Annotated in this window: 9 protein-coding genes; 5 read left to right on the top strand and 4 right to left on the bottom strand. The window is 65.9% G+C overall.

Annotated elements, in window-relative coordinates:
- The first annotated feature begins 17 nt into the window (after positions 1-17).
- Both GVL61_RS19410 and GVL61_RS19405 read left to right on the top strand, forming a co-directional pair.
- The gene (locus tag GVL61_RS19410) at positions 18-209 is read left to right on the top strand and encodes a hypothetical protein (protein WP_159982310.1); all 192 of its coding nucleotides are present in this window, start codon (positions 18-20) and stop codon (positions 207-209) included.
- 163 nt (positions 210-372) lie between these two features.
- On the top strand, positions 373-3,690 hold the full coding sequence (locus tag GVL61_RS19405; protein WP_159982309.1) for a glycosyltransferase: 3,318 nt from the start codon (positions 373-375) through the stop codon (positions 3,688-3,690).
- Positions 3,691-3,732: 42 nt separating this feature from the next.
- Here GVL61_RS19405 and GVL61_RS19400 read toward each other — a convergent pair whose 3' ends face one another.
- The 3 genes from GVL61_RS19400 to GVL61_RS19390 all read right to left on the bottom strand — a co-directional run bounded on the left by GVL61_RS19400 (position 3,733) and on the right by GVL61_RS19390 (position 7,686).
- Entirely contained in the window at positions 3,733-4,587 is an 855-nt protein-coding gene (locus tag GVL61_RS19400; RefSeq protein ID WP_159982308.1) for an SMP-30/gluconolactonase/LRE family protein, read from the bottom strand.
- Positions 4,588-4,694: 107 nt separating this feature from the next.
- Positions 4,695-6,491, bottom strand: a complete 1,797-nt coding sequence (locus tag GVL61_RS19395; RefSeq protein ID WP_159982307.1) for an IlvD/Edd family dehydratase — start codon at positions 6,489-6,491, stop codon at positions 4,695-4,697.
- A gap of 40 nt (positions 6,492-6,531) precedes the next feature.
- Positions 6,532-7,686, bottom strand: coding sequence for an aldose epimerase family protein (locus GVL61_RS19390; RefSeq protein WP_159982306.1), 1,155 nt, complete (start codon positions 7,684-7,686; stop codon positions 6,532-6,534).
- Between the two features lie 180 nt (positions 7,687-7,866).
- Here GVL61_RS19390 and GVL61_RS19385 point away from each other — a divergent pair, with 180 nt between their 5' ends.
- Positions 7,867-9,180, top strand: coding sequence for a sugar MFS transporter (locus GVL61_RS19385; RefSeq protein ID WP_159982305.1), 1,314 nt, complete (start codon positions 7,867-7,869; stop codon positions 9,178-9,180).
- Between the two features lie 329 nt (positions 9,181-9,509).
- On the opposite strand, the gene GVL61_RS19380 is transcribed toward GVL61_RS19385, so the two are convergent.
- Positions 9,510-10,250, bottom strand: a complete 741-nt coding sequence (locus tag GVL61_RS19380) for a FadR/GntR family transcriptional regulator (protein ID WP_200844831.1) — start codon at positions 10,248-10,250, stop codon at positions 9,510-9,512.
- 130 nt (positions 10,251-10,380) lie between these two features.
- On the opposite strand from GVL61_RS19380, the gene GVL61_RS19375 reads away from it, so the two are divergent.
- Entirely contained in the window at positions 10,381-11,907 is a 1,527-nt protein-coding gene (locus GVL61_RS19375) for an aldehyde dehydrogenase (NADP(+)) (RefSeq protein WP_159982304.1), read from the top strand.
- A gap of 76 nt (positions 11,908-11,983) precedes the next feature.
- Positions 11,984-12,979: an AraD1 family protein gene (araD1, locus tag GVL61_RS19370; RefSeq protein ID WP_159982303.1), complete on the top strand. Its 996-nt coding sequence runs from the start codon at positions 11,984-11,986 to the stop codon at positions 12,977-12,979.
- Positions 12,980-12,982 lie beyond the last annotated feature (3 nt).

Raw genomic sequence — 12,982 nt, 5'->3', positions numbered from 1 at the left:
TGGCCGAAGGAGATTTCATGTCACTCCACCGCGTGGGCAGGCGGGCGCAGGGTACGCTGGCGGACTGTGCGGCAGAGCGCCACGTTGCGGCTTCGAAGATCGTCGTGAACGCCTTGGGCATCCAGAGCTGCCGCTGCCGGGTCTGCGGCTGCGAGTTGCGGCGACTGCCCTCGCTGCGGCGCTGGTTCCGCTCCGGCATGATGGGCTGATCCGCCCCGGCTTCCGCTCGGGGCGAGCCTGTCGCAGCCCCGGCAGCCATCTGCCTGCCTCTGTGCGAACATGACGAAAATTTAAGGCGGCGCTTAGGTCGCCCCCATGACGAGGGGCCTAACTGGCAGGTCGTCATCCTTCGCGCATCGCCGGAAAGCCGTCATGTCCAAACCCATCTTCTACGATCCCACCGGACGCCGCAGCCGCTGGGCACGGCGCGTCCTGTCGCTGCTGCTGGTAGCTGTCATCATAGGCGCGGTAGCCTTCGCGACGACGCTCGTCGCGGTGCCGGCCCAGCAGGAGTTGGAGCTTCCCCTCCAGCGCCTGCACGCCTCCACCCTGCATGGATCGCCGCTCAAGCACCGGCTGACCTCGTGGTTGCCCAAGCTGCACCCCGCCGGGCAGCAGAAGCCGCTGAGCATCGGCTTCTACGTGCCGAACAACGATGCCAGCTTCCTCTCGCTGGTCCACCACGGCAACGATCTTGATTGGGTGGTGCCGGCGGTGGTCAGCGTGTCCGGTCCGACGCACGACGTGCAGATCGAAAGCGATGCCCGCTTCGACCACCTCGTCGCCGGCGAAGCGCATCGTTTCAAGGTGTTGCCGATGGTCCAGAACTTCGGTGCGACCGAGTGGGACGGCGCCGGTGCCGCCTCGCTGATGCACGACAAGGTCCAGCGCCGGGCTTTCGAGCAGCGTCTGAGCGCCATGGTCGCGCAGCGCGACGAGAAGGGGCTGGTGATGGACTTCGAGGCGCTACCCGCGCGCGCCATGCCTGACTATGTCGCCTTTCTGAGCGAACTTCGCGTAGCCCTCCCGCAAGGCTCGCATCTGGCGGTGACGGTGCCTGCGGATACCGAGGGCTGGCCGCTCGAAGCGCTGGCAAAGGTTTCCGACAAGATCATCTTCATGGCCTACGACCAGCACTGGGAAGGTGGTGAGGCGGGCCCGATCGCGCCGCAGGACTGGTTCCTGCGCGAAGTGCAGGGCGCCCTGAAGCGGATCGGCCCCGACCGGATCGTCGTGGCGCTGGGCAGCTATGCCTATGACTGGCACGGCGACGATACGGATGCCCTCTCGATCGAGGACGCGTGGCTCGCCGCGCATGACAGCGGTGCGCAGGTTTCCTTCGACCCTGCCAGCGGCAACGCGGCCTTCGCCTATGACGATGACGCGGGCGTCAAGGGAGGGGGACATCACACGATCTGGATGCTGGATGCCGCCACCAACTGGAACGAACTGGCCGCCTTGAAGCGTCTGGGCATCCAGGACATGGCGATGTGGCGTCTGGGCACCGAGGATTCGGGCTTCTGGGCCGACCTTGCCGCGTTCCGCAAGGGCGGCACGCCGGATTTGTCGACCCCCAGGGCGCTCAGCAGCGCCGATATAGAAGGCTCGGGCGAAATCCTGCGCATCACTGCCACGCCGCGCGACGGCCACCGCGCCATCCGGTTCGACGCGGATGGCATGATCCGGGATGAACAGTACCAGTCCCTGCCCACGCCTTACGTCGTCCAGCGCGCAGGCGGCTCCAACCCCAAGGTTCTGGCACTGACCTTTGACGATGGGCCTGATCCCACCTGGACGCCGCTGATCCTGAATGAACTGGAAGCGGCCCACGTCCCCGGCACGTTTTTCGTCATCGGCGAAAACGCGCTCGGCAGTCCCGGCCTCCTCAAGCGGATCGTTGCCGACGGGGATGAACTGGGCAATCACACGTATACCCATCCCAACCTCGCCAACGCCGGGGGCCAGCAGACGCGTCTTGAGCTGAACGCCACGCAGCGGCTGGTGGAAGCCTATACCGGGCGGAGCATGACCTTGTTCCGCGCTCCCTATTTCGGAGACGCCGAGCCGACCACGCCCGACGAACTGGGCCCCGCGCTGGAAGCGCAGAAAGCCGGTTATACCGTCGTCGGCCTCCACGTCGATCCGAACGACTGGCAGCGGCCGGGCACCGAATCGATCGTCCAGCAGGTCCTCGATCAGGTCCATTCCGCGTCGAGCACCAATGCGATGAACGTGATCCTCCTGCACGACGGTGGCGGTAACCGCGCCGAGACGGTGGCCGCGCTGCCGCGCATTATCGAGACGCTCAAGGGTGAAGGGTACAGCTTCGTCACGGCTTCGCAGCTGGTCGGCATTCCGCAGGCCCGTGCGATGCCGGTGATTTCCTCGCCCGATCTGGCGGCGGTGCGGGTCGACGTTGCCGCCTTCGTCCTGCTGATGACGGTTTCCGCGATCCTGGCCTGGGTATTCTATGTCGCGATCTCGCTGGGCATGGCGCGCGCCGTCATCATGGCCGGTCTCGCGTGGTTCCAGAGCCGCCGCCAGCGCGCCGAGCCGCCGCATTACGAGCCCACCGTCTCGGTCATCATCCCTGCCTTCAACGAGGAGCGGGTGATAGCCGGCTCGATCGCGCGGGTGCTGGCGAGCGATTATCCAGCCTTGCAGGTGATCGTCGCCGATGATGGCTCCAAGGACGCCACCAGCACGATCGTGCGCGAGATTTTCGGCGAAGACCCACGGGTGACGCTGCTGACGCTGCGCAACGGCGGCAAGGCTGCGGCCCTGAACCGGGCGCTGCGCGATGCGACCGGCGAAGTCGTCATAGCGCTGGACGCCGACACGCAGTTCGAGCCGGAGACGATCCGCCGCCTCGCCCGCTGGTTCGCCGACCCCGAGATCGGCGCGGTCGCCGGCGATGCGCGGGTGGGCAACCGGGTGAACCTGGTTACCCGCTGGCAGGCGGTGGAATACATCACCGCGCAGAACCTGGAGCGCCGCGCTCTGGCGGGCTTCGACGCGATGACCGTGGTGCCCGGCGCAGTGGGTGCTTGGCGGCGCACGGCGCTGGATTCTGTCGGCGGCTATCCCGAAGACACGCTGGCGGAGGATCAGGACCTGACCATCGCCATCCAGCGCGCAGGCTGGCGCGTCACCTACGATCCGCGCGCCATAGCCTGGACCGAAGCGCCCGAGAGCTTTGCCGCGCTGGCCAAGCAGCGTTTCCGCTGGGCTTTCGGGACGCTGCAATGTCTGTGGAAGCACCGCAAGGTGATCTCGCGCCGGAAGCCTTCCGGGCTGGGTCTGGTGGGTCTGCCGCAGGCGTGGCTGTTCCAGATCGGCTTTGCGGCGATCTCTCCGCTGATCGATCTGGCGCTGGTGCTTTCGATCATCGGGACGGCGGTACGCGTTGCTGCCCACGGCTGGGCGCAAACACGCGGAGACGTGGGGACCATGGCGATCTACTGGATCGCCTTCACCGCGATCGACGTGCTGTGCGGGTGGGTTGCCTACCGTCTGGACGGGCACAAGGTGCCTTATCCGGCGCACCTGCTGGTGGCGCAGCGGCTGGTCTATCGCCAGATCATGTACTGGGTGGTGCTGCGCGCCATCGCTTCCGCCGTAGCGGGCTGGGTGGTCGGCTGGGGCAAGCTGGAGCGTACGGGCCGGGTAACGTCACCGCATCCGGCCTGAGGCTGAACGCCGTCCCGGACCAGATCCGGGACGGCGAAGGGTTCAGCCCAGGTAGGTGCCTGCCGGGTTGCCGACCACGCCGGACTCCACCTCGAACAGGGCGCCGTCGAATTCCGATTCCGGCAATCCTTTCGACGCTGAAGTCACGAACATGCGGTCCAGCTTTTCGCCCGCGAAGGCGATGTTGGTGATGCGTTTGGCGGGCAGTTCGATCGAGCGATCGCGCGTGCCGTCCGGGGCGAAGCGGCTGATCCGGCCGCCGTCCCAGTGCGCGACCCAGAGGAAGCCTTCCGCGTCGGTGGTCATGCCGTCGGGATAGCCGTCTTCCTCGGAGAAGCGGATGAACTCCTCGCGCAGGCCGGTGCCGTTCGCATCGAAGGGAAAGCGGTAGATCGTGCGGCGACCGGAATCGGTGTGGTACAGCCAGGTCCCGCAAGGCGAGAACGCCGGGCCGTTGGTCACGGTATAGCCGGTGTCGATCACCTGCCACTCGCCATCGGGCGAAAGGCGGTAGAACGAGCCGGTGGCGTTCTCCTCGGCCATTTCCATGGTGCCGCACCAGATCGCGCCGTGACGGTCGGCCTTGCCGTCGTTCATGCGGTTGCCGGGCAGATGGGGTTCGGGATCATGGCGCGGGGCGACGCCCAGCGGGTCGAGCGAAATTGCGGCGACACCGTCCCGAAAGCCGCCGATCAGCCCGCCAGAGGCGCGCTGCGCGACCCAGCCGAGTGGGGCCGGCATACCCCAGCGCGTGATCTCGCCGTCGGCCAGCGTCATGCGGTTGAGGGCGGGGGCGAGAATGTCGACCCAGTAGAAAGCGCCGTCGCGTTCGCACCACAGGGCGCCTTCGCCCAGCGTATCGCGCACGCCGCGTTCGATCTTGCGCCAGAGCGTCATCGCTTCTCTCCCTTGGTATATGCCCCACCCGGCCTCCGGTCGGACAGGACTGAAAAGGCCGGGCCGGGAGCGGCTCGGCGCCGCTTCCGACGCCGAGCCGCAGTCCTTTAGTGGTTGTCGCGCGGCAGGCCCATGGTCTGGGCGATGCGCTGGTACTTTTCCGAACCCTCCAAAATCGCGCCGGTATCCATCTGGCCTACGAGCGCGCGCTGGATTTCCTGCCACGGGGTCTGCGACGCCGGGTAGGGGTAGCCGCCCTTGGCTTCCAGATCGGCACGGCGTGCGGCCAGTTCCTCGTCGGAGATGAGCACATCGACGGTGCCCTTCTTGAGGTCCATGCGCACACGGTCGCCGGTCTGCAGCAGCGCGAGGCCGCCCATCGCCGCCGCTTCGGGCGAGGCGTTGAGGATCGAGGGGCTGCCCGAAGTGCCGGACTGGCGGCCGTCGCCGATGCAGGGAAGGGCGCTCACGCCTTCGGTGATGAGGTACGAAGGCGGACGCATGTTCACCACTTCCGCCGCGCCCGGATAGCCGATCGGGCCGGCGCCGCGCATGAACATCAGGGTTTCAGGGGTGATGCCCACCGAAGGATCGTCGATCCGGTGGTGGTAGTCCTCAGGACCATCGAACACCACGGCGGGGCCTTCGAAAGCCTCGGGATCGTCGGGGTTCGAAAGGTAACGCGCGCGGAACTCGTCCGAGATCACGCTGGTCTTCATGATCGCCGCGTCGAACAGGTTGCCCGAGAGGACCAGGAAGCCTGCCTCTTCCACCAAGGGCTTGTCGAAGGTCTTGATGACCTTGTCGTCCTCGATGGTGGCATCGCGGCAGTTGTCGCCGATGGTCATGCCGTTGACGGTCATCGCGCCCTCGGCGATCAGCCCCTGGCCGATCAGCTGCGCGACCACGGCAGGCACGCCGCCCGCACGGTAATAGTCCTCGCCCAGATATTCACCGGCGGGCTGCAGGTTCACCAGCAGCGGGATCTTGTGGCCAAGGCGCTCCCAGTCCTTGAGCGGCAGGTCGACGCCGATGTGGCGGGCGATCGCGGCAAGGTGGATCGGCGCATTGGTCGACCCGCCGATGGCGGCATTGACGACGATGGCGTTGTGGAACGCATCCAGCGTCAGGATGTCCGAGGGCTTGAGGTCCTCGTGCACCATGTCGACGATGCGCTTGCCAGTGCGCCATGCGCATTCCTGACGGTCGCGGTAAGGCGCGGGGATCGCGGCGGAGGCGGGCAGCATCATGCCCAGCGCTTCGGCCAGCGAGTTCATCGTCGTGGCCGTGCCCATCGTGTTGCAATAGCCGGTCGAAGGCGCCGAGGAGGCGACGAGCTTGATGAAGCCCGCTGCATCCAGTTCGCCCGCCGCCATCATCTGCCGGCCCTTCCACACGATCGTGCCCGAACCGGTACGCTCGCCCTTGTGCCAGCCGTTGAGCATCGGGCCGACCGACAGGGCAATCGCCGGGATGTTGACCGTGGCGGCCGCCATCAGCAGCGCCGGGGTGGTCTTGTCGCAGCCGGTCGTCAGCACCACGCCGTCAAGCGGGTAGCCGTAGATCGCCTCCACCAGCGCGAGGTAGGCCAGGTTGCGGTCGAGGCCCGCCGTGGGGCGTTTGCCGGTTTCCTGGATCGGGTGGACCGGGAATTCCAGCGCGATACCGCCCTGTTCGCGGATGCCTTCGCGGATACGCTCGGCCAGCACCAGGTGGTGGCGGTTGCAGGGCGACAGGTCGCTGCCGGTCTGGGCGATACCGATGATCGGCTTGCCCGACTGCAGTTCCTCAAGGCTGAGGCCGAAGTTCAGATACCGCTCCAGATAGAGCGAGGTCATGTCGATATTGTCGGGATTGTCGAACCAGGCGCGCGAACGCAGCTTGGGAGTGGTCTTTTCTGTCATGGAGCGGTTCGTTTCGTTCGTTCAGCGCGAAAAGTGGCGATCAGCGCGGAGAAGTGGTGAGGCGGTAGATCATGACATGCCGGTACGGCTTGCCGGGATCGACGCGCGTGGATGCGAAGTCCGGATGGTTGGGCGCATCGGGGAACTTCTGCGGTTCCAGCGCGATGCCGTCGCCCATGCGGTAGAGATGGCCCTCCTTGCCGACGAGCGTGCCGTCGAGGAAGTTGCCGGAATAGAACTGCACGCCCGGCTCGGTGCTGAGAACTTCCAGCACGCGGCCCGAGACAGGGTCTTCCAGACGGGCCGACAGTTCGGGGGTCTTGGTCTGCCCCTTGTCGAGCGCAAAGTTGTGATCGAAGCCGCGGCCGAAGAGGATCTGCTGGTCCTTGCCGTCGCGGATGTCGCCGGCAAGTGCCTTGGGCTTGCGGAAGTCGAACGGGGTGCCCTCGACGGCGCGCAATTCGCCGGTCGGGATCAGCTTCTCGTTGACGGGGGTGTAACGGCTGGCCGGGATCGTCAGCACGTTCTGCGTGGCATCGCGGGGCGAGCCTTCGCCGGCCATGTTGAAGATGGCGTGATTGGTCATGTTGAGAACGGTCGGCTTGTCGGTGACGGCGTCGAACACGATCTGCAGGTTGCCCGTCTCGTCGAGCGAGTAGGTGACCTTGGCCTTTACCGTGCCGGGATAGCCCGAATCGCCGTCAGGGCTGACGAGCGAGAACACGGCGGTCGCGACTTTGCCCGACTTCACCGATTCGACTTTCCAGTTCCGCACGTCGAAGCCCTTGCCGCCGCCGTGCAGCGACTGGCCGTGGTCGTTCTGGGGAAGCTGGTAGGTCTTGCCGTTAAGCGTGAACTTGCCGTCGGCGATGCGGTTGCCGTAGCGGCCGATGGTTGCGCCCCAGTAGTTGGGCTTCTTCTCGAAGTCGGCGACGTTGTCGTAGGCGAGCAGGACGTCAGCGATCTTGCCGTCGCGGTCGGGGCCCATGAATTTCCACAGCGTTGCGCCGTAGGTCAGGATCGTCGCCGAAACGCCGTTGGCCGCCTTGAGCGTCACTGCATTTACCTGCGTGCCGTCGGCCAGGTTGCCCGCAGGCGCCTGCGACGCATCGGCGGCCAGCGCCGGATTTGCGGCCAGTACGAGTGCGAGGACGGACGCTGCCGTCGCCAAAATGCCTTTGCCCGGATTCCTCATGCCCTAGATCCCGCCTCTCTTGTGTGGGTGTCGATTCTGTAAGATGCCTTTGACGCTGACCATTGACGGCGTCCTTCAGCGCATATAGTCCGACAAATAGAAACAGTGCAAGCCGGTTTGCCACAAAGGTCCGGGTCGGTTCCGGTTTGAGGGGCCGGTATTTGCTTTGAGAGGATAGTCATGCCGCCAGTGGTCTCGTCTGGAGATACTCCCGTGGTTCACGCGACGCCCGATGGCGTGCGCTACGGCCCCGCGCTCACGCTGCTTGCCAGCCTGTTCTTCATGTGGGGGTTCATCACCGTCATCAATAACACGCTGCTGCCGCACCTGCGCAGCGTGTTCGATCTCAGCTACACCCAGACGACGCTGATCGAATCGGTGTGGTTCATCGCCTACTTCGTTGCCTCGATCCCCTCGGCAAAGCTGATCGAACGGGTCGGCTACCAGAAGTCGCTGGTCGTCGGCCTGCTCATCATGGCCGCCGGCGCACTGGGCATGATGCTGGCCGCCAGCATCCCGTCCTACGGCGTCACGCTCGTGATGCTCTTCGTCATCGCCAGCGGTATCACCCTCCTGCAGGTCGCGGCGAACCCCTACGTTGCCGTCGTCGGTAATCCGGCCACCGCATCCTCGCGCCTCAACCTGGTGCAGGCGCTGAACTCGGCCGGCACCATGCTGGCGCCCCTCTTCGGCGCCTACCTGATCCTGGGTCGTTCCAAGAGCGGCACGTCCGCCGCCGGCACCGTCCTGACCGAAGCAGAGCGCATCGCCGACGCGCACTCGGTGATCCTGCCCTACGCGCTTGTCGCGGCGGTGCTGGTGATCCTCGCGGTCGTCATCGCCAAGTTCCCGCTGCCCGCGATGGGCTCGGCAGGATCGCGCGTCGCCAAGGCAGACCGCAAGAACCTGTCGCTGTGGAACCACCGCAATCTGGTCTTCGGCATCCCCGCGATCTTCATCTACCTGATCGCGGAAATCGGTGTCGCCAATCTGTTCGTGAACTTCGTTAGCCAGCCCGACATCGCCAATACCACGCACGAGCAGGCAGGCCGCTACCTCGCCTTCCTGTGGGGCGGCATGATGGTCGGCCGCTTCGTCGGCTCCGCCGTGATGCAACGCTTCGATGCCAGCAAGGTGCTCGCCCTGTTCTCCATCGGTGCCTTCATCGTGATGATGATCACCGTCTTCGCCCATGGCCCGATCGCCATGTGGTCGCTGATCCTCGTCGGCCTGTTCCACTCGATCATGTTCCCCACGATCTTCACGCTGGGCATCAAGGGCCTTGGCCCGCTGACCGAAGAAGGCTCGGGCCTGCTGGTCATGGCCATCGCCGGCGGCGCGCTGGTGATCGTCCAGGGCTGGATCGCAGACAACTACGGCCTGCAGACCTCGTTCCTGCTGACGGCCGCCTGCGAACTCTACGTGCTGTTCTACGCACTGTGGGGGAGCAAGGTGACCAACGCGGAAGCCGACCCGAAAGTCGTTTTCGAATAACGGTTTTCAGTTGAGACAAGAGGGCCTCGGAGATCAGTCTCCGGGGCTTTTTTGTGTTTTAAGGGAAGGGGGAAGATCTGGGGCCATCGCCCCAGACCCCGGGAATGTCGTCGCCGTGCCTTGCAGCGGCGTGGCGCTTTGGTTCGAGGGTGACTTGCGGCGAAGCCGCTTTCCTCATTCGGAGGTCGCGCATGTCGCATCGCTGGAGGATGAACACGGCCTGCGGCGCGGCAGGGAATCCCTAAAGGGCTATGTAATGAGCGCGCGACGAAGCTGCACGCACCACGACGACGGTAAAGGGATCTGGGGCGATGGCCCCAGGTCTTCCCTTACTTCTCCACCATAGAACTTTTGGTATCCTCAAGCGCCAGATCGACCAGCACGTTCATCGCCTCGGCAGCCCCAGCGGCATCCCCGGCGGCAATCGCGTCGTACACCCGCACGTGATCGGGGATCGGATTTCGCGGCAGGGCGCGGGCGCGTTGTTTGAACTGGGTGGTCCAGTTCACTGCTGCACCGATCGAGGCGCTCAGGACCAGCAGGGCGTCATTGCGGGTGGCCTGGAGGATGGCTTTGTGAAAGTCGCGGTCTGCGGCGCGGCCGGCCTCGGTGGTGAGGGTGTGGCGGCGCATGGCGGCGAGGGCGTCTTTCATCGTCTTGAGGTCCGCCTTGTCGCGGCGTTGGGCGGCGAGGCGGGCGGCGGCAGGTTCGACGATGGCGCGCAGTTCGAACAGGCTGCGCACGAATTCGATGTCGGGTTCGCCGGCGAAGGCCCAGCCCAGCACTTCGGGGTCGAGCAGGTTCCAGCGGTCGCGGGGGAGGACGCGGGTGCCGGCTTTGGGGCGGCTCGCGACGAGGCCCTTGGCGGTGAGCACCTGTATCGCTTCGCGGTAGGCGCTGCGCGAAACCTGAAGTTCCTCTGCGAATGCGACTTCGCCCGACAGGATGTCGCCGGGGGCATATTTGCCTGACAAGATGGCTGTGCCAAGCTTGTGTGCGATGGCGCCGTGCAGCCGTCTTCCGGGCCCGCGGGCCTCGTCACCGGGCTTGGCATTGGCGTCTTCATTCATAAAACCGGCTTCTGGCACTGCTATGGGCTCCTCCGAAGGCGAAACTAACAGTCCTTCTTGTCAGAAGGAACGACAAACATTGCGTTTCGCGTCCGCTCCTAATATGTCGGAGTAAATAGGGAGACCCCGAATGACTGAATTCCGTTCCATCGTCGCTGCAACCGGCGAGCCTCAGGGCGAACCGCTTCCCGTCAGCACCCCCGCAGATGTCGCGGCTGCCTGTGCTGCCGCAGCGGCCGCATTCGATACCTACCGCGCGACCAGCCGCGAGGAGCGCGCATCGTTCCTTGAGCGAATCGCTGACGAAATCCTCGCCATCGGCGATTCGCTGCTCGATGCCTACACTGCCGAGAGCGGTTTGCCGCGCGGTCGCAGCGAAGGCGAGCGTGGCCGTACTATGGGCCAGCTGCGCCTGTTCGCAGATGTCGTCCGCAAGGGCCAGTGGCAGCAGCTGCGCATCGACCCGGCTCTGCCCGAGCGTGCGCTTCCCCGTCCCGATCTGCGCCTGCGCATGATCCCGGTCGGTCCGGTTGCCGTGTTCGGCGCCTCGAACTTCCCGCTCGCGTTTTCGACTGCCGGCGGTGACACTGCATCGGCGCTTGCTGCCGGTTGCCCGGTCGTCGTCAAGGGCCACCCGGCCCACCCGATCACCGGCGGCCTGATCGCCGGCGCCATCGCCAAGGCCGTCAAGGATGCGGGCCTGCCGGAAGGCGTGTTCCAGCACCTCTCCGGCCCGTCGAACGAGCTGGGGGCTGCGCTCGTGCAGGATCCGCGCATCGCGGCGGTTGGCTTCACCGGCTCGCGCGGCGGCGGTCTTGCCCTCGTCAAGCTGGCGCAGGCCCGCGAAGTGCCGATCCCGGTCTATGCCGAAATGTCGAGCATCAACCCCGTCCTGCTCCTGCCTGAAGCGCTGAAGGCGCGCGGCGAAGCACTGGGCACCGCTTTCGTCGGTTCGCTGACGATGGGCGCCGGCCAGTTCTGCACCAACCCCGGCCTGCTGCTGGCGATCGAGGGTGAAGGTCTTGACGCTTTCGTCGCCGCCGCCAGCACCGGCGTCGGCGCTGCCAAGCCGCAGACCATGCTCACCACCGGAATCGCCGCTGCTTATGCCAAGGGCGTCGAGACGCTGACCGGCCTGCCGGGCGTCGAAACGCTCGCCAAGGGCGAAGAGGGAAGCCGTACCACGGGCGGCGCCGTGCTGTTCCAGACCACGGCCGCGCAGTTCCTGGCTGACAAGGCCGCTGGCGACGAAGTCTTCGGTGCAGCCTCGATTCTGGTGCGCTGCAAGGACGAGGCGGAACTCGCCCTCCTGCTCGAAGGTCTGGAAGGCCAGCTGACCGCCACGATCCACATGGACGATGCGGACGAGGGCGCTGCTGCCCGTGTCCTGCCCGTGCTGGAGCGCAAGGTTGGCCGCATCCTGGTCAACGGCTGGCCGACCGGCGTGGAAGTGTGCCACGCGATGGTTCACGGCGGCCCGTTCCCCTCGACGACCGATCCGCGCACCACTTCGGTCGGCAGCCTTGCAATCGACCGTTTCCTGCGTCCGGTCAGCTACCAGAACCTCGCGCAGGGCCTGCTTCCGCCCGAACTGCGCGACGATGCTTTCGGTGACGGCGCCCCGCGCCTGATCGACGGTACGCTTACCCTCAACTGATCCTGCTCCGATCCCCGCGGCGCGCCTCGCAAGAAGATGCGCCGCGGTAGGCCAAAAACTCTCTGGGAGAGACCCCATGACCTACCTTCGCCTGCTTCAGCACCGCGCCGCCGATGGCGCACGTTCCGTCATCCTGGCCGAGGGCGATGCCGCCCACGTCCTGCCGGGCGTCACCTCGATCCGCGAACTCGCGCTGCGCGCCATCGCTGACGGCGTATCGCTGGCCGATGCCGCCAGGGCCTGCGGGCAGGGCGAAGGCATCGACATCGCCGCCGAACATGCAGCCGGCCGCCTGATCGCGCCGATCGACCATGAAGATCCTGCGCACCTGCTGATGACCGGCACCGGCCTCACGCACCTCGGGTCCGCCGAAGGGCGCGACAAGATGCATGCAGCTGCCATCGCCAACGAGCAGCAGACCGATTCCATGCGCATGTTCCTCGAAGGCCTCGAAGGCGGCAAGCCGGCAGTCGGCGAAGTCGGCCAGCAGCCGGAGTGGTTCTACAAGGGTGACGGCTCGCAGCTCGTCGGCCCGGGCGACACGCTGACCATGCCTGCCTTCTCGCAGGACGGGGGCGAAGAGCCGGAACTGGCGGGAATCTACCTCGTCGGCGAAGACGGCACCGTCTACCGCCTCGGCCTCGCGCTCGCCAACGAGTTCTCGGACCACGTCACCGAGCGTCACAACTACCTGTGGCTGGCCCACTCCAAGCTGCGCCAGGCTGCGCTTGGCCCGGAACTGCTGATCGGCACCCCGCCGACCCACATCGAGGGCACCAGCAAGATCGTGCGCGCAGGCGAGACGATCTGGGAAAAGCCTTTCCTTTCGGGTGAGGGCAACATGTCGCACAGCTTCGACAACCTTGAGCATCACCACTTCAAGTACGACCTGTTCCGCCGCGCGGGCGACGTGCACGTCCACTTCTTCGGCACCGCCACGCTCTCGTTCAGCGACGCCGTGCAGACCGAGGAAGGCGATGTGTTCGAGATTTCAGCTGCGCCCTTCACGCTGCCGGTTTCGAACCCGCTGGCGCGCGCCGAAGTCCAGACCGCTACCGTCAAGGCGCTCTGATCA

It is taken from the genome of Novosphingobium sp. 18050 (assembly GCF_902706195.1).
Classification (GTDB): Bacteria; Pseudomonadota; Alphaproteobacteria; order Sphingomonadales; family Sphingomonadaceae; genus Novosphingobium.
This window is presented reverse-complemented; position numbering and strand designations above follow the sequence as displayed.

Bases quoted from the DNA above. Each gene is read 5' to 3' on its own strand.
- GVL61_RS19410 (WP_159982310.1), top strand. From the start codon at position 18: ATGTCACTCCACCGCGTGGGCAGGCGGGCGCAGGGTACGCTGGCGGAC.
- GVL61_RS19405 (WP_159982309.1), top strand. From the start codon at position 373: ATGTCCAAACCCATCTTCTACGATCCCACCGGACGCCGCAGCCGCTGG.
- GVL61_RS19400 (WP_159982308.1), bottom strand. From the start codon at position 4,587: ATGACGCTCTGGCGCAAGATCGAACGCGGCGTGCGCGATACGCTGGGC.
- GVL61_RS19395 (WP_159982307.1), bottom strand. From the start codon at position 6,491: ATGACAGAAAAGACCACTCCCAAGCTGCGTTCGCGCGCCTGGTTCGAC.
- GVL61_RS19390 (WP_159982306.1), bottom strand. From the start codon at position 7,686: ATGAGGAATCCGGGCAAAGGCATTTTGGCGACGGCAGCGTCCGTCCTC.
- GVL61_RS19385 (WP_159982305.1), top strand. From the start codon at position 7,867: ATGCCGCCAGTGGTCTCGTCTGGAGATACTCCCGTGGTTCACGCGACG.
- GVL61_RS19380 (WP_200844831.1), bottom strand. From the start codon at position 10,250: ATGAATGAAGACGCCAATGCCAAGCCCGGTGACGAGGCCCGCGGGCCC.
- GVL61_RS19375 (WP_159982304.1), top strand. From the start codon at position 10,381: ATGACTGAATTCCGTTCCATCGTCGCTGCAACCGGCGAGCCTCAGGGC.
- araD1 (WP_159982303.1), top strand. From the start codon at position 11,984: ATGACCTACCTTCGCCTGCTTCAGCACCGCGCCGCCGATGGCGCACGT.